We start from the raw sequence: 17,111 nt of genomic DNA, 5'->3' as shown, positions 1-17,111 counted from the left end.
GCCACGAGGAGCGGCCACAGTGACACGGATCGTGGTTCTTGGGGCACTTGGACACATCGGCTCGGCAGTGATCCGATCTCAGGCACTGATTGCTGCCTGCGACGAAATCGTGCTCGTGGATGATCTCAGTACCCAGAGGTATTCCAGCCTGTTTGATCTGCCTGCGACCGGCCACTACCGGTTCATTCACGGCGATGCCGGTGCACTCGTGCAGACTCTCGTGGACGATGACGTGCTCGCTGTTGTGCAGCTTGCTGGCGCCAGTGACCCAAGCGCCATTGCCGCCGACCCGCAACTGGCGATCAACAACAACCTGCGCATCACCCGGATGGCCGTCCAGGCATGCGGGTCGGCAGGCGTGCCGCTGATCTTCCCTTCGTCCACCAGCGTCTACTCCCAAAGTGGACTAGGACTTGACGAGGCCAGCGCTACGGCAGGACTCCACCCATACGCGCAGTGCAAACTTGACGAGGAATCGGAGGTCATGCGGGCCTTCGGGCAGGGGCTGCGCGGGAACATCTTCCGCTTCGGCACCATCGTTGGCCCATCACCGGGGATGCGCTTTCACACAGCTGTCAATCGCTTCTGCTGGCAGGCGGCAACGGGCACTCCCCTGAGCGTCTGGTCCTCGGCGCTGCATCAGGTGCGTCCATATCTGGCCATCACCGATGCCATTGCCGCTATCGAGCACTCGATCACCCGGGAGCTCTGGACGCAGTCCATCATCAACGCGGCGAGTTTCAATGTGACCGTTGCCGATGTCATCGCAGTCATCACGAGGGCGATTCCGGATCTGGCCATCGAGACCGTTCAGAGTGCCGTCATGAACGATCTCAGCTACTCCGTCAGTACTCAGCGCGCAATGGAGGCGGGATTTATCTTCACTGGCTCCCTTGACACGGCAGTCTCCCGCACCCTCACGCTGCTCCGCGGACTCGTGGCCACGCAGGATGCGGCACAATCGCCAGATGCCTGAGATCACCAACTGTCGTTCGTCAGGCACTCCGCTGACGGTCGTGCTCGATCTGGGCCAGCAGCCACTGGGAAATGGCTTTCGCGACCCCGAAGATGACAGCCATGAATACACCTTCTGGCTGCGCTGCGGATACAGCGAGGAGAGCCGGCTTTTCCAACTCATCGAGCAGCCCGATCCGGCAATGATGTTTCACGACGACTACGCCTTCCGCTCCAGCACTTCCGCAGGGATGCGAGCGCACTTCCAGGCGCATGCCGAGCGAGTCATCGAGCAGGGCTGGGAAGGCACTGCCGACCCATTCATCGTGGAACTCGGATGCAATGACGGCATCTGGCTGCGCAACTTCGCCGAGCGAGGCATCCGCCATGCCGGAGTCGAGCCGGCAAAGGGTCCAGGGCAGGCAGCCAGCGCCGTCGGAGTCCAAGTGGTGCCGGAGTTCTTCAGTGCCGAGCTCGGTGCGCGCCTGGCCGCCGAGAATGGGCCGGCGGAGCTCATCTACGCGGCCAATGTCATGTGCCACATCCCGGACATCCGAGGAGTCGCCGAGGGTGCGGTTGCACTCCTGAGCGACGACGGGCTCCTGGTCTTCGAGGATCCCTACCTCGGCGACGTCATCCGACTTGGCTCGTACGACCAGATCTACGACGAGCACGTGTTCCTGTTTTCCGCCTTGAGCGTGCAGTCGATCTTCGAGGACTTCGGCCTTGAGCTCGTCGACGTGGAGCCGCTGGCAACGCACGGCGGATCCATGCGCTACTCACTTGGCCGCCGCGGGCGGCATCAGCCAAGTGCGAGCGTCGCGTTGATCCTGGAGGCAGAACGCGCACAGGCCCTGGACCGCACTGCAACGTTCCTCGAATTCGCCGAGCGAGTGCGCGCCTCTGCTGCGGCCTTGCGCGCTGCACTGATCCAAGCCCGCGGTGACGGGCGATCTGTTGCGGCATACGGTGCGACCTCCAAGAGCACGACGATCTACACCTATGCCGGCATCACCAGCGAGCACATCGACTACATCCTGGACAACACCCCGAACAAGATCGGCAAGGTCAGCCCTGGCGCACACATTCCAGTCGTGGCTGAGTCCGAGTTCGAACTGCGCCGCCCTGATGTCACCTTCCTGAGCGCCTGGAATCACCAGAACGAGATCCTGCAACGCCACTCTTGGTACGCCAAGCAGGGCGGGGTGTGGCTGACACATGTCCCAGATGTGCACGTGCTGTGAGCACTGAACTTCCTGTGCCCATCTCGTCACCGGGCGCGCAGGTGCGGGCACTGGGCGAGCCGCTGCGGGAGGCGATCGAGCAGGTACTCCAGGCAGATCGCTTCATCCTGGGGCCGAACCTGGCGGCTCTGGAGCACGAGTTCGCCGACTTCATCGGAACGGCACATTCGGTTGGTGTTGCCAATGGAACGGAAGCCATCGCACTGACGCTGAAGGCTCTGGGTGTGGGCAGCGGAGACGAGGTCATCACCGTCGCGCACACGGCACTGGCCACAGTCGCAGCCATTGTCATGACGGGCGCGCGACCGGTGCTGGTCGATGTCGACCCCGCCACTATGGTCATGGATACATCCCTGATCGACGCCGCCGTCACCGACCGCACCAAGGCGGTGCTGCCCGTGCATCTGTATGGCCGAGCCATCGACCTGGAGCCCATCGCGAACATCTGCGAGCGACGCGGACTTGCCCTCATCGAGGACTGCTCCCAGGCCCATGGCGCCTACCTCCCCAGCGATTCAAGCAGTCAGCAGCGAGTGGGCAGTCGCGGTGTTGTTGGAATCTTCAGTTGCTACCCCACCAAGAACCTCGGTGCACTCGGCGATGCGGCTCTGATCACCACCAACGACAGCTCGCTCGCGCAGCGGATCACCCGGCTGCGGCAGTACGGCTGGGATGAGGCTCAGGTCAGCCATGAGCCCGGCTGGAATTCCCGACTCGACGAACTGCAGGCCTCTGTGTTGCGCGTCAAGCTCCGCTTCCTGGACGCAGGCAACCAGGCACGACAGGCCATCGCGCTTCGCTATGACCATGAGCTCGTCGACCTGGATCTTCAACTTCCGCCACCAGCAACGGCGCGCACGCATGTCCAGCATCTCTATGTGATCCAGGCGCGCGAACGCGATCAGCTGCGGACCAGGCTGGGCGATCTGGGCATCGGGACCGGTGTGCACTATGCCCTCGGTGCGCATCAGCATCCGGGATACGCGGATGCCTGCAGCTTCACTTCACTTCCCGTCACCGAGGCCGCAGCCCATCGCGTGCTGTCACTGCCGATGTTTCCCGAACTCACTGACGAGCAGGTCGACCGGGTGGTCGCGGCAGTGCGAGCGTGCGCGTGAACGTCCTCGTGACCGGCGCCAGCGGCCAGATCGGCCAGGCCACTGTCGCCAGGCTCCACGAGGCCGGTCATGACGTGCAGGCCATTGCACTGCGTGAGCCCGGAATCCTTGATCGATTGCCGAGCAGCATCGATGCAGTCGTGCATCTCGGCGGACAGACCAACGCCTATGTCGCCCGGGCCGACATCAGTACCGATGTCCGCGACTCCGTTGTGACCTTCGTGGATCTGCTGGACAGGCTGCGCGAGGCCAGACGCCCTCCGCTGGTCATCCTCGCCGGCACGCTCACCCAGTCAACGACCCAGGAGCGGTACGCGCCGACCACCTTCTACGACGTGGCCAAGAACGCGAGCCAGATGTACCTCGAACAGGCCTGCCTGGAGGGATGGGTGCACGGGCTGACTCTGCGGCTGTCCAATGTCTATGGCGGCATCACTGCCGACCACCACTCGAGCCCGCGAGGATTCCTCAACCTGTGCATCGCTCGCGCGCTTGCAGGTGAAACCATCACCATCTATGGCGACGGCTCGCAGCAACGCGATTACGTGCACGTCGATGATGTTGCGGAGCTCATCACCAGCGCCGTCAATTCCAGCTCCACTGCCCGTCCCTGTGCCAGTTACAACGTCGGTTCGGGCCATTCGACCACCCTCATCAGTGCCGTCGAACTGGTGATTGAGATTGTCCAGGAGCACACGGGTCGCCGGGCGCCCATTCAGCATCAGCCTTGGCCAACTGCGGCCTACGCCATCGAGACTCGATCGGCTCTTGTCGACCCCCGACCCGTGCGGACGGTCTATGGATGGACGCCCAGACTCGACCTGACCGCTGGCATATCTCGCACAATTCAGGCATATCTCGACAAATGACAAGTCGTGAATACACTGCGAGGTAAGGCTGGCTATTGGGCTGGCTATCCGGTATACACGCCCCATGAACACCGTGAGCAGTCAGTGCTTTCCCGTGCAAAGCCTGTGCCAGGAGAACGGCTGCCTCACGGTGTTCGACGAGTCGACCCTGCCCTTCGTCGTGCGGCGAGTGTTCACGGTGCAGGCCTGCGCTGGGGCGATTCGTGGCCAGCACGCCCACCGGATCGGCACTCAGGCACTCGTGGCACTTCTTGGTGCGGTGCACGTGAGCCTGACCGATGCCGCGGGCACCAGCGACACGGTGCTGATTCCCCAGGACCAGGGCCTGATCGTGCCACCGATGGTCTGGAGCGAGCAGATCTACCTCGATCCCTCGAACCTCCTGCTCGTGCTGTGCGACACGCCGTTCAGCGAAGCTGACTACATCCGCGATATCGACGAGTTCCGCTACCTGACCTGAGTCAGCCCCTGCGTAGCCTGCCCACGACTGTGCGCAACCGCTGGGTGGCTCGATAGGACTTGCTGGACATGATCGCCGCCAAGGCAGCGTCGGCCGATGCGGTGCTGGAAACCGTACTGGTGAACACGGTCTGCATGCCGATGATGTGTTGGAAGAAGTCGACCAGCTGCTCAGCGAACCCGCGCCAAGTGTGTCGCTCAATGGCTCCCCGCAACTGCGATAGCCGCAGTTCAGCTGCTGCAGGATTGCCGAGCAATAGCGTCAGATCTTCGGCAAAGTCCTGAACTGTCCAATGCCTCGGCACTGACATCACGCCAGAGACTTCAGCCAAGGGCCCAAAGCCCGCAAAGCTACTCGGCGTTCCAAGTGCGGCAGCTTCGTATGGAACAAAGCCAAAACCTTCGGCGCTGGATGGATACAGCACTGCATCGGCATTGGCGAGCAACCAAGCGCGTGAACCAGCAGTGACATGGTCAACTGCATGCACTCGGCCGCGCAGATCAACGTGCTTGGCGAGCAAGGCATCCTCGGCGGCCTTGCTACTGCTGCTCTTCACGTGCAAGCCCGCCAGGACCAGATCACATGATTCACCCGCGGCGAGCACCTGCTGCCAAATGGCGATGGCGAGATCTCGATTCTTATGAACGAAGTCGTTGCCCAGCACGAGTACGAATCGTCGATCGCCCAAGGCCGGAATGAGTTCAGCGAGATCTGCATCGGGCTCAGCGGGGGCGCTGGTTGCCGTGATGTGATCCAGGCCAAGGACTATCGGGCGAACTCGATCAGACTCCAAGCGCGGGACCTCCTGCTGGAGTCGCTCTGCGACATCGGCACTGATTGTGGTCACGCCATCAACGCTGAGAGCAATGCGGCGCTGCATGCTGCGGTACGCAGCCCACGCTTCCGCTGATGCGTGGTATCGCGGGATGTCATAGGCGATGAGATCAAGGTAGGTAGTCACGACGCGACGACCAAGGTTGCGAGCCTGCTCAATGTTGCTGCGACCATCGATTTGATTGGGGTACCACGCAATGTCGGCTTGTTCCACGGCGTTTGGCTCAAGGCTTACCTTGTCCAGTTGAACCAGGTGTGCCGCGTACTCGGGCAGGCTTGAAATGCCAGTGAGTTGAATGCGCGAGACTCGATCGTCCTTCGCCAGAGCCTCCACGGCCGCAGTCGTCAGTACTTGCGCTCCAGTTTGGTGCGGACCAAGCCAGGTCGCATCGACGGCAATGGTGAGATTTCGTGATTTGAGTGGCTGGGTATGACGCACAATGAAGTGAGAACCGCTCGGGTCATCTGCCTCGCGCTCGTCCATTTCATTGGCCTGGATGAGCAGGCTCGCAGTGATGACATCGCGATGGTTTGAAAGCCACCAGTCATGCCAGAGTCCGCGCTCTGATGCGGATTGACACCAGCGCATCAGTCCCTCAGCAGCCGGCTCGTCCGGAAGAGCACCGACCAGATCCTGTGCGTCCTGCGCTAATGCGAGCAAAGCGCCATGCGGGGCTGCCGCCCGCAGCCATCTATCCGTGATCGCAGAGTTTGGGGTGAGCGACAAGGACACCAGCCGAGCATCGCTGTCGATACGTCGGCCGAATTCGGTCATGCGTTCCATCGTTAGTAGCGCTGGATCTCCGTAGACGATCAGAGTTCGGCCTGCGGGAGAACGCAAACTTGGCAACTCCATCACAGGGCCTCGTAGATTCGCGGTAGTTCTGGATTGAGTGCAGGGGAGTAGTAGGGATCCTCCAGCATCAGTTCCCGCCAACGCTGATCGAAGAGTGCGTGTTCTGCGGGATCAGAATTCTTGCGGGCCATCGTGGCACCTTCGTAATGAGTGAAGTGGGCGTATGGCGTCCACGCTACGCGATATCCAGCCTCGCGAACCCTTAGGCAGAAGTCGACATCGTTGAAGTCGTGCGCGAAAGCGGAGTCAAATCCACTGACCTCGTCGAACACAGCGGTGCGAACAAGAAGGGCGGCCGCAGTGACAGCCGCGTAATTGCGCGGCGTGAGTGTTGAGCCGAAATAGCCTGTCTCCTTGGAAGGCCTGCTGATCCACGGATGCGTTGGTCCAGATGGCAGCAGCACCATTCCGACGTGTTGGAGTCGGGAATCTGGATAACTCAGCTTGGCTCCGGTGATACCGACTTGCTCGATCTGGCCGAGCTCGAGCAGGCGCGTAACTGGATTCGGCTCGGCCACTGTTGTGTCGTCATTGAGCAACAGCAGGTATTCACCTGTCGCCGTGCGGCGACCCGTGTTGATGGCATCCGAGAAATTGAATACCGAAGCCTCATAGACCACATGCACAATCGAGTGCCTGCCGAGTTCGGCCACGTACACATCGGGGATCACACCGGTCGTCACAATGATGATCTCAAGTTCCACTTGTTGCTCAAGCCTGACCAGCGACAACACCGCGTCATCAACGAAGCGTCCATCACCCGAGATATTGTGAGTGCCAACGGACGGGATGATGACTGAAACCCGAGGAGTACCAACGAGTTTCGGATGCACCTCATTGAGACCCTGCGTCGAACTCGGCTGGACCTCGCCGCCGCCGAACTGTCGATCCAGATGCTCCTGCTGGGCGCGGGCGGCCGCCAATTGCGCCCACGGCTTGGCGTCAATGGTCAGCGCAGTGGATTGGCTCCATGCTCGCCAGTGATACAGCGGGTGTGGAATTCGGACAACCGATGAAAGTCTCGGCAAGAGCCGCAAGGCGAGATCAAAATCCTGCGCACCGTCCATCGTGGTGCGAAGTCCTCCTATGTCATTGATGTCTGCTCGCTTGAATACCGTGAAATGGCAGAGATACATCTGCGTGAGCAATAGCTCAGGCGAGAACGAGGGCTTGCAGTAGAGCTCGAAATGCTCCCCACTCGGATTGATCTTGTCCTCGTCGGAGTACACAGCATCAGGGTGAGCCTCACGTTCAATGACCGTGCTGAAGATTTCGACGCATCGGGGGTCAAGCAAGTCGTCGTGATCCAGCATTCCGATGTACTCACCAGTGGCATGGCTCAACGCCAGATTCAGAGCGGATGAAATGCCGCCGTTTTCCTTGGCCGTCACAAGCACACGAGCATCACCACTGTGCAGAGCGGCGAATTCTGCGAGGTAGGCAGTGACCTCGAGCTTGGTGGAGCCGTCATTGGCAACGACCAATTGCCAGTTGCCAGCCTGCTGCTTGATGACCGACTCCAGACACTCGCGCAGAAAGTCAATGGGCGGGTTGTAGACCGGCACGATGATCGAGATCGTGAACTCGTGGTTGGTCGATCCCTCTACAACCTCGGTGGCTTCGGCAAGCCAGAGCTTGTATTGCCTGCCAATATTGCGCTCGTACAACTTGCGCTTCAACCAGCGCTTGACCCGCCCAGCCCGGCGCTTGGCTCGAATAAGCGGATTGCGTTCACTTGGCACGATTACGTCAATCGGTATTCGGCGGGAAGCTGGACGAAGCCTTGACCGATCTCCCCGGATGCACTGCGCACCGGGAACTCAGCAGCGTCGTTCCAGGAATCCAGGAGCTTGGAACCGGTGTGATCGAAGACATCCACATGCAGCCGGTAGCGCCCAGGGAGCAATGGATTCTTGAGCAGATCGATCTCGACCACTTGCTCGCCATCGATGTAGTTGAAGTCAAAGCCGAGTCGGTGATTGCTGATCATGGCCACGAGCGGCCCAGTCTCGTGCTGCAAAGCGATGCGAACATTTGGTCCAAGGACAGGCTCGGACATGGAAAGGCCCACCTTGAAGGTGAAGGTAGTTCCGGTCTCTGCATGGTTGAGCGGTATGCCCTCACTGTTGGTGATCTGCACGCTCGTCACGCGCAAGGCCGACTTCAGGCCGCCAACATGATCTTCGGGACGTAGGGCGGTGGCCAGCGGCGAGCGTGCAGACTCCTCGGCATTGACCTTCTTGAGATAGCTGGCAACGACATCGGTTGGTTCGCCGACTTCCTGGAGGGTCCCACGCTCCAACCAGGCAACCTCATCACAGAGGGCTTCCATCTGACCCAATCCGTGGCTCACCACGATGATCGTCTTTCCAGCCCGACGCAGCGCATAGAGATGGTCAAAGCACTTGCGCTGGAATTCTTCATCGCCAACGGCGAGTACCTCGTCGACCAGCAGCACGTCAGGCTTCATGTGCACGGCAACAGCGAATCCGAGTCGTACGTACATGCCACTTGAATAGTGCTTGACCGGGTCGTCGATGAACTCGCGCAAGCCGGAGAACTCAATGATCTCGTCGGCTACGGCCGCAATCTCCTTGCGCGGCAAGCCCAGGATCGAGCCATTGAGTCCGATGTTCTCGCGGCCCGTCATCTCCGGATGAAAGCCGGCGCCGAGTTCAATCAGTGAGGCGATCCGCCCTTGGCTGGTGATTGAGCCCTCTGTGGGGCGATAGATGCCACCGATCATCTTCAGCAGGGTGGATTTGCCCGAACCGTTGTGGCCGATGAGCCCATACACACTGCCTTTGGGGATGTCGAGACTGAGATTGCGCACTGCCCAGAAATCCTCGGCCCGGCGGGCACGCCCTCGCACAATGCGCTCCTTGATGGAGTTGCGTCGTTCGGCGCTACGCATAAATCGCTTGCCGACCCCGTGGATCCCTACTGCAATCTCGCTCACAGCAGCTCTCCGATGTCTTCACTGAAGCGATTGAAGATTGCAAATCCGGCCCAGAAGGTGAGGAATCCGCCAACCAGCAACGCAGCAATTTCAAGGAATGACGGCGCGACAAGCCCATACATCGCGTCATGCATGGCCTGCACGTACCAAGACATCGGATTGCACTTCACGATCCAGGCCAGCGTTTCGCTGCTCGACTCGACCAGGCTCATCGGGTAGAGCACCGGAGTCAGGAAATACAGCGCGCCAAGCACGACCGCAACGATGTACATGACATCGCCAAATCGCGCATTCATGATCGAGAGCACGAGCCCAACACCCTGAGCGAATAAAGCGGTTCCAACCAGAATCGGGATAGCCAGCAGCCAGGTAACTCCAACATTGCCAAGAATCAAGAACATGGCGATCAGCACGACCAGTTCGAGCACCACCTGAATCAGTTGCACGATGCTCGCACCCAGCACAGGGGCCCAGGCTGGGAACTGCACCTTCTTCAGCAACTCACCGTTGCTCTTCAACTGAGTCATCGACAAGGTCAGCAAGCTGGAGAAGAGGTTCCAGGTGACCATCCCGGTGAAGAGAAATGCCGCGTACGAGGTCTCGCCATTACCCATCGGCGGCGCCTTGACCCGGAAGACAATGCTGAAGACGGCTGCGTAGATGAGCAGGATTGCCAGTGGCTGAACGAGCGACCACGACCAGCCCAGAACACTGGATCGATAGCGAGTCGCGAAGTCACGGTTGGCGAAGGCCCAGATGAGCGCATGCTGCCGCTTGAGAGCGGTCAGCACGCGTGTCTGGCCCCGCGCCCTGGCTCATAGCCGCCTGCATCCTGCGAAGACGCGCGTTGCCACATGAGCCCAATGCTAACCAAGCACTGCATTTGACGAGCGCGCGCGAGCGGCAAAATCAGCCAATGGGCAAGTAGCGTGTCCCCAGACCATCAAGGAGGTTGGAATGTTGACATCAGCGCGCCATATGCGCTCGACTTGCCGAGTTGCGACAGCAACTCTGGCACTGGGACTTGCTCTCGGCTCAAGCGCCGCATTTGGCGCTGCTGCGGATGCAGCACCAACAGGAGCGATCTACGTTCCCAATGGCATGGTGGGAGTTCCTGAGAGCATTGCAGTCCAGGTTTCCGGCATCGCCGGGCAGACCATCACTCTTGGCCTGACCTCCGGCCCCATCGCCACGACCATTCAGGCCGTAGTCAATGCCCAGGGCTGGGCCTCAGCAAGTTGGACTCCGACGAGCGCTGGCGCATGGACCATCGCTGGGCTCGGATCAGCATTGCCTGCAGGTACCACCACGATCACCGTGGCGCCAATGCCCACCTACACCGTGCTGCTGGCTCAGCAAGCAGTCCAGTCAGGCGTCACCAACAATATTGCCGGCGCAGTCGTAGCTCCGATCGGCAGCCTTGCCCCAACTGGCAGCGTCTTTCTCGCAACAGCTGGGGCCGCTGGCATCACCACCCAGCCGTTGACAGGCAACTTCGGCGCCGGAACCTCGACAGTGACTCTGCCGTGGAATCCTGCGGGCGCGGGAGCCACCTCGATTCAGGCCAGTTTCCAGCCAAACAACGGCAACTACACGACTTCGACCAGCCCGATTTCACAGCCATTCATCACCCCGGCTCGCACCACAGTTGCTCTGCGCTGGCCGGCAACCTTGTATGCCGGAACGACAACGGTCATCAGCGCAATTCTTGGTGCTGGTCTGCCTGACGGCTCAGTTGCCTTCTCGATGGACGGCGCCGGCATCAGCGGTTCGATCCCTACAGTCAACGGAGTCGCCAATTACCAGTGGACGCCGCCAGCCTCGGGCATCCACACCATTTCGGTGAACTACACGGGTAATCCTCAGCCCAATCAGATCAGCCAGCAAAGTGGAGTCAACTCGCAGATTGTGAGCATTCAAGGCCAGCGCGTTGTTGACAACATCACGGTCGATCCGCCAACGCAGCCGGCATGGTCGATTGCAACGCCGATCATGATGGCTCAGGGCTCACTGGTGACCTTGACTGCCACCACAACGTCCAACACCACCGTGTTGTTCAGCGAGCAGGGTCCATGCGTCATCAACGGCTCAGTGCTCACCGCATTGAGCCCCGGACATTGCCAGGTCACGGCCTTCACGGCGGGTAACGCAAGTCTGACCCCAGGCTCTGAGACATACACGATCATGATCACCGCACCGCCTGCAAAGCACTAACGCTGTCAAGGGCGGGGACAGACTTCAATCTGCCCCCGCCCTTGCGCGTATTTAGTTCGCGCCACGACCCTTCAACTTGCGCAGTGGCGCGGTGACCTTCCAGGAGCGGGTGTTCTGAACGAAATCCAGCTCCTGGCGCAGGGCATCAGCGGCCGACTTATGCGCGAGGACTTCAGCCTTGAGGTCGTCAGCCTTCAGCACGACGAAGCTGCGAATGCCCAGGAAGCCTTCAACGGAATTCTTCGCATCGACGACAGTCAGACTCGCATATGCCGGCTCTCCAGCACTTCCATCACCCAGTGGAAGCTGAACAACTGACCCCAGATAGATCTCCTCACGCACTGGTCCGCCGGGTCCGCTTGCGTCAATGGTCACCACTCCGGGCATAGACCGAGTTGCCAGAAGCAAGGTGAGCGGCCCGGGTACTGGCCGCTGCACGCGAAACTCCATCCTTCTTCCCGGTCGAAGTTCATGACCCCAGGACTGTGGAGAGCCGAGATTTCCGATCACTGCTGCATCGACGGTCTCAAAGTCACGCTCGCCCCGCGCTTGCCGAAGCATCGGGGTCAGTCCCTCGGCTTGCAGATGCTCAAGTACCTGATCGGCATAACCAGCATCAGGAGCCGAGGAGCCCACCGCGAGCATGTATTCACGTCCGAGTTCAATCAACGGAACCATTGGTGGCCTCGCTCCCTCAGCTTGCGCAGCTGCAATCTCGTCATTGATGACAGCAGCTACTTGCTGCCAGGTGATCGGTGGTGTGGTGTCCTCGCGGATGCGCTGCTCAAGGCTCTGCCGGAACGCGACATCCAAGAGTGACTCGACGGCGTGAATGAATGCGGGTAGATCGTCTGATGCAAAGTAGACGGCCAAATTGCCGCCAGCTTCGTGCAGTGAAGAGTTATCGGCGACGATCGGCACCTTGCCAAAGGCGATGCTCTCCGAAACGGGCAGACCCCAGCCCTCGTATGTAGAGGGGTACACCGTGAATTCAGCATTTGCATAGAAGCGGGCAAGTTCGTCATCGCTCACACTCGCGCTCAGCACACTGACTTTGCCATCAAGGCCATGGCTCTTGACGTAGTCATTGAGAAATTCGCTGGCGTGCCAGCCCAAGCGTCCGATGCATACGAGATCTGGCACTGCACGGGCACCATGGCTCGCTATCAACTCGCGCCAGGCTCGCAGGGCAAGGATGTGATTCTTGCGCGCTTCAACGGTTCCTACGAACAGCGCATATGGTCGCGGCCAAGGACTCTCATTCGACTCAGAATCGGCCAGCTTGGCTGGCGTGAGTCCACACGGCAATCCAGTCGCGGCACCCGGTATGAGCTCGTAGTCGTGCGCCTTGCAGTACTCCGCAAAGTCGGCTCGGCTTGAAACGGATATCGCGGGCACCCTTGATGCCGTCTGCGAAATGAGCGACAGGTAGCGCTCAAACAGTTGGTTGACCGCCGCAGTGTGACCGGTTTGCAGCACAGGCGTCAGGTCATAGAGCAGGTCGACGATGATCGCACCAGCAGCATGCGCAGCCCTGGCGGCGAGCATCAGCGCATCATTGATCCACAAGGCTCCGAGGAAGAGCAGCACATCACCTTCAGCGATTTCAATCGGCGAGGCTTGCGCTGCGCGTTGCAGGGTTGAAGTAGCAACAACGGCCAATGACTCGCGAAGTTCCTCACTTGCAGCCCGCGCTCCGCGCATCAGCAGCACATCGAATTCGGTCGCATTCAACTCCACAAATATCCCGCGACCACGATCAAGCACGACTGCGTGTGAAGGCAATTCGCTCGCGTATTTGAGCAGCGGCGTGACCTCGGCGATCACTCGCTGAACCCCGGAAACTGACTTTTGCCGCTGAAGAAATTCGACGAGATCAGTCACGTCGATCAGCAGGGCGGACACCCTCTAGAGCCTATCTCCAAGCTCGGCTAACACCGCTTACCATGAGGGTGCTGCCTTAGCCTGACTACAGTTTCAATGTGGCGACGGCACAGGCATTGGGTGTCCGAGTGCAAAGAAATGCAGGGGATGCGCTCGTCGCCTTGGCCATCTGGCTGCTGATTCTCTGGGGAGTCGGTGCACAGTGGTGGGCAGGCATGAACTCCCCGGATTCGCAATTCTCAGCATCCATTGCCATCTTCGGTGATCAGATCAATGAGCGCTCAATAGATCCCAGTTACTACTGGACTCGTCTGGGATATCTCGCGCCCGTCAATCTGCTGACTGCCGTCTTTGGAACTTGGAATGGCTTTGCAATCTGGCGAGGTTTGCTCGTGCTCCTCATCGTGATCAGCGTGTATTGGATTGCCCGGCAAATCGGATCGCGAGCCCTTGCCACTGCTCTGACTTTGTTCATCGGCTTGAACACCATGGTGCTTGCCTACTTGGGTAATCCCTACGCAACGGGAACCGCAATGGCCGCCAGCCTGACTCTGTTTGCTCTGGCCATTGCACACATGCAACGCAATCCTCAATCGCGCCGATCGCACTTGCTGATCCTGGGTTGCGGAGCAGGCTGCATCATGGCCTGGCTTGTGATGCTCAACCCGTACAACGCTTTTCTTGCAGGCTGCACTTGGCTCGGACTTCGAATCGTTGGTGGGTGGATCTCGCGGCCTGCCGTCCGCGAAATCCTGAGCGAGCTGGCAGCGCTCCTCCTCGGATTTGCTTTTGTCTTCATCAGCTTCCTTGCATGGGGCTTGCTTCTCTTCCCCGGACGAAATTGGATTGAGACCTACCGCAGTTGGAATGCGCGCTTGGACTACTCGTCATTCATCAGCGATACCACCATTTGGCTGCACGACCTGGCGGCTCTCGTCGTGCTCCTGAGCTTCTTGGTTTCAGTCGTCGCCGTCGTCTTCGTTCGCAATCGGTGGAGCGCTTCTGCACTCGTAACCAGTTCAATCACGATTGCCTTCACCTTGCTGTACATGCAGGTCATACCTGGCCCTTGGATTGAAGCGCCGCACTATGCCGCCATGTGCTGGCCGGGCGCTCTGCTTTCGATCGTGCTGGCAATCGGCGCAATTGCCGAAGGGCGTGAGGCCTCCTCTCTGCTGTGGCTGAGCGTGCCCGTGCTGGTTGTTGCCATGGTCTGGGCCGGGCGTTCCTCGGCCTTGCCATCGATGACCCAGGGCATCTTGATGGGCATTGCATGCGTGGTGCTGATGCTTCTGACCACCCTGACTCGGTTCTGGAGTCATCCTTTCCTGGCTTGGATTGTGCTGGCCGCAACTGTGATCGTCATCGGTGTCTGCGCGCAACTGCTGCAGAACGGCCGAGGCAACCTTGGCATTTACAGCCAGTACCCCATGAACTCGGCCTATGTGGACTATCAAGCTGAAGCACTCATGCGTTCCAATGTTGAAGCTGAACAATTCGTGCTCGCACACACGTCTGCTGACGACCGCGTTGCCATTTGGACTGACCCCGCGCGCTTGACTGCCACCGTCGCAGCCATGCAGCTGTGGGGGGCGTACAACAACGCACCTGGCGAGGCATCCCTTGATCAGGCTGGTCAGCGGGCGCTTCGCGATTTGAATCCCACCGTGATTGCCTTGTATGCACCCTCTCGCGCGCAGATTGATCAGTACTTCGATTCGATTCCGGCCTGGTTCACCCCGACGCCGCTGGAGTGCACTTCGGTGCCCTATCTCGGCATCGGGTCACCTGATGCGAATGTATGTCTGACACACATCCGTGTGCAGTAGGCCTAACGGCTTTCGATGAACAGTGGCACGAGATCAATCGCCCGACGAGTTGAACGCATGAGCTGACCCGCGTGGTGCATCAGCCAAGCTGGAGCACCTTCATCCTGAAAAGCAGCATCGAGCCCAACCTGCTGTGCATCAGAGACTCGATAGTCGATCACGATGGTCGGATCAACGACAAGAACGTTATGCGCGGTGGCCCACAAGCTCCACCATCGATCATGCAACCAGCCAGCTGGCACTTTGAGATCGTGGAAGGCAGCAGGGCGAATGGCGCACGCACCACCTGTTGCTACTGAATGCCGTACGACATAACCAAACTGCTGGCTCGTTCTCCAGTTGGCGAACCCCACAGGAACGGGGAACACATCGCGCAAGGTCTTGCCCGTCGCGCCAGCTGACTCGTTCACGATGCGTCCATCAGACGCGAGCAGTGCTGCATGCGGATGATCGATAAGAGCCTTCAACTGACTGCTGACCCGGTGAGCGTGCCAAAGATCATCATGGTCACCCAAGAACACGAATTCCGCTTGCGCTTGCTCAACTCCTTGAACAAAGTTGCTCGCGATGCGGGTATGGACATCCTTGGATTGACTTGCACTCTGCACGATCTCGACTGAAACACCCTGCGCATGTTCGCGGATGATGTTCAACGTGTTGTCTTCAGAGTGATCATCGACAATGACAATGCGATCAACGGCATTGCCCTGATGCAGGACACTGAGGAAGGTCTCGGCGATCCACCTTGCCGAGTTGTGTGTCACCAACACTGCTGCCGTACTCACTTGCGGCTCGCAGCCAATCGAGCAATCAAGGCCTCGTATTCATCAACGACGATCTCCCACTGGTACTCAGTTGCGATGCGAAGCTGGCTGCTGGTTCTCAGTGCCGCCAGTTGCTCGTCGGCAGCGCCAGTGGCAATGCGATCAAGGATGACCGTGAGTTCTGCAGCATCTGACCAGAACAACGCCTGATTGTCAGTGACTTCACGATTGAACTCAACATCGAAAGCAAGGACAGCAGCACCGGCGCCCATCGCACGCAGCAGGCTCGGATTCGTTCCCCCGACGCTGTGTCCGTGAATGTAACAGCGCGCATGTCCGTATAGCTGGTCGAGCAATTCTTGATCGTAAATACCGCCCGTGAGTCTGATGCGCATATCCCCGGCCGAAGCCTGGCGAACTTTGTCCACGTACCACTGTGAGTAGGGCGCACTGCCCACCACGACGAGCGGCATTGTTTCGGTGCTGGCTCGATAGGCATGCACCGCATCAAGCACGTGATTCTCTGGCTCAAGTCGGGCCACGATCAGGTGATACTGACCAGCCTCAAGATCAAGTTCACTCAGTCGTGCGGATGAGGGATGGATCACTGGAGCGCCGTAGGCAATGACCGCACACGCGCGCCCGTATTTCTGCTGCACGTGATCGGCGATTGCCTGAGCATCGGCGATCACCTCCTGGCCCCATCGAACCGAGGCTGCTTCAGCCCAGCGGTAATAGCGGGCTCCCGCGCCGCGCCATTTCTCTCGCTTGGACTCAAGTCCATCCAAGTGAATGGCCGCTGGAATGCCCGCGAGCTTCAAAGGCTTGAGCATCGGCGCATTGCCCGCGTTCAAGAGCAGCACCACATCCGGACGGTCTTTGATCACTGCATGAGTCGCACTCAAGGCTGTGTGCGACAGGGTCTCAGTGAATCGATGACGGATCGCCGGAAGATTGACGAGATGCATACCCAAGTACTCGGTCTGCTTTTGACCGGGATTGCGGCAATAGACGGTCACTTCGTAGCCGCGCTCAACCAGACGCTTGCCGATCTCCTCGACAGCAGTCTCAAAACCGCCATACCGCGCAGGCACCCCTCGGGTGCCAAGGATGGCAATTCGCATTG

At 59.6% G+C, this 17,111-nt stretch carries 14 protein-coding genes; 7 read left to right on the top strand and 7 right to left on the bottom strand.

The window, feature by feature from the left end; all coding sequences use genetic code 11:
• The first annotated feature begins 19 nt into the window (after nucleotides 1-19).
• The 5 genes from Q7L55_12730 (at nucleotide 20) to Q7L55_12710 (ending at nucleotide 4,645) form a co-directional block, all read left to right on the top strand.
• Nucleotides 20-976 carry an SDR family oxidoreductase gene (locus Q7L55_12730; GenBank protein MDO8733414.1) on the top strand — a complete coding sequence of 319 codons (957 nt, stop codon included), beginning with the start codon at nucleotides 20-22 and terminating at the stop codon, nucleotides 974-976.
• Entirely contained in the window at nucleotides 969-2,198 is a 1,230-nt protein-coding gene (locus Q7L55_12725) for a class I SAM-dependent methyltransferase (protein MDO8733413.1), read from the top strand. Before Q7L55_12730 ends, Q7L55_12725 begins: the two co-directional genes overlap by 8 nt.
• Entirely contained in the window at nucleotides 2,195-3,316 is a 1,122-nt protein-coding gene (locus Q7L55_12720) for a DegT/DnrJ/EryC1/StrS family aminotransferase (protein ID MDO8733412.1), read from the top strand. Before Q7L55_12725 ends, Q7L55_12720 begins: the two co-directional genes overlap by 4 nt.
• The gene (locus Q7L55_12715; protein ID MDO8733411.1) at nucleotides 3,307-4,185 is read left to right on the top strand and encodes an NAD(P)-dependent oxidoreductase; all 879 of its coding nucleotides are present in this window, start codon (nucleotides 3,307-3,309) and stop codon (nucleotides 4,183-4,185) included. Before Q7L55_12720 ends, Q7L55_12715 begins: the two co-directional genes overlap by 10 nt.
• A gap of 64 nt (nucleotides 4,186-4,249) precedes the next feature.
• A complete protein-coding gene (locus tag Q7L55_12710; GenBank protein ID MDO8733410.1) occupies nucleotides 4,250-4,645 on the top strand; it encodes an FdtA/QdtA family cupin domain-containing protein in 396 nt (131 codons plus the stop codon).
• Nucleotide 4,646: 1 nt separating this feature from the next.
• Here the strand turns inward: Q7L55_12710 and Q7L55_12705 are convergent, their stop codons facing one another.
• From Q7L55_12705 to Q7L55_12690, 4 genes are all read right to left on the bottom strand, one after another.
• Nucleotides 4,647-6,254, bottom strand: a complete 1,608-nt coding sequence (locus Q7L55_12705; GenBank protein ID MDO8733409.1) for a glycosyltransferase — start codon at nucleotides 6,252-6,254, stop codon at nucleotides 4,647-4,649.
• Nucleotides 6,255-6,334: 80 nt separating this feature from the next.
• On the bottom strand, nucleotides 6,335-8,077 hold the full coding sequence (locus Q7L55_12700; GenBank protein MDO8733408.1) for a glycosyltransferase: 1,743 nt from the start codon (nucleotides 8,075-8,077) through the stop codon (nucleotides 6,335-6,337).
• Nucleotides 8,078-8,079: 2 nt separating this feature from the next.
• The gene (locus Q7L55_12695; protein ID MDO8733407.1) at nucleotides 8,080-9,294 is read right to left on the bottom strand and encodes an ABC transporter ATP-binding protein; all 1,215 of its coding nucleotides are present in this window, start codon (nucleotides 9,292-9,294) and stop codon (nucleotides 8,080-8,082) included.
• Complete coding sequence (locus Q7L55_12690; GenBank protein ID MDO8733406.1) at nucleotides 9,291-10,085, bottom strand: ABC transporter permease; 795 nt, start codon at nucleotides 10,083-10,085, stop codon at nucleotides 9,291-9,293. Before Q7L55_12690 ends, Q7L55_12695 begins: the two co-directional genes overlap by 4 nt.
• Nucleotides 10,086-10,251: 166 nt before the next feature.
• Here Q7L55_12690 and Q7L55_12685 point away from each other — a divergent pair, with 166 nt between their 5' ends.
• On the top strand, nucleotides 10,252-11,508 hold the full coding sequence (locus Q7L55_12685) for a hypothetical protein (GenBank protein MDO8733405.1): 1,257 nt from the start codon (nucleotides 10,252-10,254) through the stop codon (nucleotides 11,506-11,508).
• A 51-nt stretch (nucleotides 11,509-11,559) separates the two neighbouring features.
• On the opposite strand, the gene Q7L55_12680 is transcribed toward Q7L55_12685, so the two are convergent.
• A complete protein-coding gene (locus Q7L55_12680) occupies nucleotides 11,560-13,413 on the bottom strand; it encodes a glycosyltransferase (GenBank protein ID MDO8733404.1) in 1,854 nt (617 codons plus the stop codon).
• A 77-nt stretch (nucleotides 13,414-13,490) separates the two neighbouring features.
• On the opposite strand from Q7L55_12680, the gene Q7L55_12675 reads away from it, so the two are divergent.
• The gene (locus Q7L55_12675; GenBank protein ID MDO8733403.1) at nucleotides 13,491-15,221 is read left to right on the top strand and encodes a hypothetical protein; all 1,731 of its coding nucleotides are present in this window, start codon (nucleotides 13,491-13,493) and stop codon (nucleotides 15,219-15,221) included.
• 2 nt (nucleotides 15,222-15,223) lie between these two features.
• On the opposite strand, the gene Q7L55_12670 is transcribed toward Q7L55_12675, so the two are convergent.
• Both Q7L55_12670 and Q7L55_12665 read right to left on the bottom strand, forming a co-directional pair.
• Nucleotides 15,224-16,006, bottom strand: a complete 783-nt coding sequence (locus Q7L55_12670) for a glycosyltransferase (GenBank protein ID MDO8733402.1) — start codon at nucleotides 16,004-16,006, stop codon at nucleotides 15,224-15,226.
• Entirely contained in the window at nucleotides 16,003-17,109 is a 1,107-nt protein-coding gene (locus Q7L55_12665) for a DUF1972 domain-containing protein (protein ID MDO8733401.1), read from the bottom strand. Before Q7L55_12665 ends, Q7L55_12670 begins: the two co-directional genes overlap by 4 nt.
• Nucleotides 17,110-17,111: the final 2 nt, after the last annotated feature.

Source organism: Actinomycetota bacterium (assembly GCA_030650795.1).
Classification (GTDB): domain Bacteria; phylum Actinomycetota; class Actinomycetes; order S36-B12; family S36-B12; genus UBA11398.
This window is presented reverse-complemented; position numbering and strand designations above follow the sequence as displayed.